Genomic DNA, 1,735 nt, shown 5'->3' on the forward strand with positions numbered 1-1,735 from the left:
GTCGCTGGCGGTGGCTGATGGTGCGGGTCGTGCCGTGCTGTCGGTGGACTCGCTGGTGCTGCGGCCCGTGTCGGCCGAGCAGATCAGCGGTGCGCGGGGTGGCCGCCAGGACTCGCTGTACCGCCTGGACTGGGTCGGCCTGCCCGCCACCGTGTCCTCCGCTCCCGTACCGACCGCCCGCTGGGCTGTGCTCGGCTCGGGAGACCTTGGGCTCGGGGCGGTCGGTGCCGACATCGCCACGTACGCGGATCTGACGGAGCTGACCCAGGCGGTCGCCACCGGGGCGCCGGAACTTGTCTTCGTGTCGCCCACCGTGGGCAGTGGCAAGGACGTCGCCGAGGCGACACACCGGGCCACGGCCGACGTTCTGGCGCTGGTCCAGGCGTGGCTGGGCGACGAGCGGTTCGCGGATGCGCGGCTGGTCGTCCTCACCTCGGGCGCCGTAGCCGCCGGGGCGGACGAGACGGTGACCGACCTGGCGCAGGCCGCCGTGTGGGGTCTGCTGCGCTCGGCGCAGGCGGAGAACCCGGATCGCTTCGTGCTCGTCGACGTCGACGGCCAGGACACGTCCTTCCGTGCGCTGTCCGCCGCGCTCGCCTCGGGCGAGGCGCAGCTTGCGCTGCGGGGCGGGGCGGTGCGGGTGCCGCGTCTGGCGCGGGCCGTGGCGGACGCCGAGCAGGCGTCGGACTTTGGTGCCGAGGGCACGGTGTTGGTGACCGGGGCGAGTGGCACGCTGGGCGGGCTGGTGGCCCGTCACTTGGTGGCGGAGCGTGGCGTACGGCAACTGCTGCTGGTGAGCCGTCGTGGGGCGGAGGCTCCCGGTGCGGCCGAGCTGGGTGCCGAGCTGGGCGCGTTGGGTGCCGAGGTGTGGTGGGCCGCGTGCGATGTGGCGGACCGGGGTGCGCTGGTCGAGGTGTTGGCGGCGGTTCCGGCTGAGCATCCGCTGACGGGTGTGGTGCACACGGCGGGTGTGCTGGACGACGGTGTGATCGGCTCGCTGACCGCTGAGCGGCTGGCCGCCGTACTGCGTCCGAAGGTCGATGCGGCCTGGAATCTGCATGAGCTGACCGCTGACCTGGACCTGTCGGCGTTCGTGGTGTTCTCGTCGGCTGCTGGTGTCTTCGGTAACGCCGGTCAGGGCAACTACGCCGCCGCCAATGCCTTCCTGGACGCGTTGGCGCAGCAGCGTACGGCGCGGGGTCTGGCCGGTACGTCCCTGGCGTGGGGGCTGTGGGCGGACTCCAGTGCGATGACCGGTGCCTTGGACGATGCCGATGTGTCCCGGATGAGCCGGGGCGGTGTCGCCGCGCTGTCGGCCGGCGAGGGGCTGGAGCTGTTCGACGCCGCGGGTCGCTTCGGCGAACCGCTGCTCGTACCGATGTCGCTGGACATGGCCGCGCTCCGCGCGCAGGCGGGCAGTGGCACGCTGCCGTCGCTGTTCCGCGGGCTGGTACGGGCGCCGGGGCGGCGTACGGCGGAGGGTGCGGCCGCGTCGGGTGCGCTGGCGCAGCGGCTGGCGGGGCTCGGTGAGGCCGAACAGCTCGACCTGCTGCTCGACCTGGTCCGCTCGAACGTCGTGGCGGTGCTCGGATACGCCGGTCCGGAGACGGTCGAGCCCGGTCGTTCCTTCCGTGAACTGGGTTTCGATTCGCTGACGGCGGTGGAGCTGCGGAACGCGTTGGGTGCGGCGAGTGAGCTGCGGCTTCCTGCGACGTTGGTGTTCGACTACCCGACG

General features: G+C 72.7%; 1 protein-coding gene. It reads left to right on the top strand.

Features of this window, described 5'->3' with window-relative positions:
- On the top strand, nt 1-1,735 hold a 1,735-nt coding region (locus tag LCH29_RS43885; RefSeq protein ID WP_446467276.1), incomplete at both ends, for a type I polyketide synthase.

It is taken from the genome of Streptomyces sp. BRA346, from assembly GCF_052851135.1.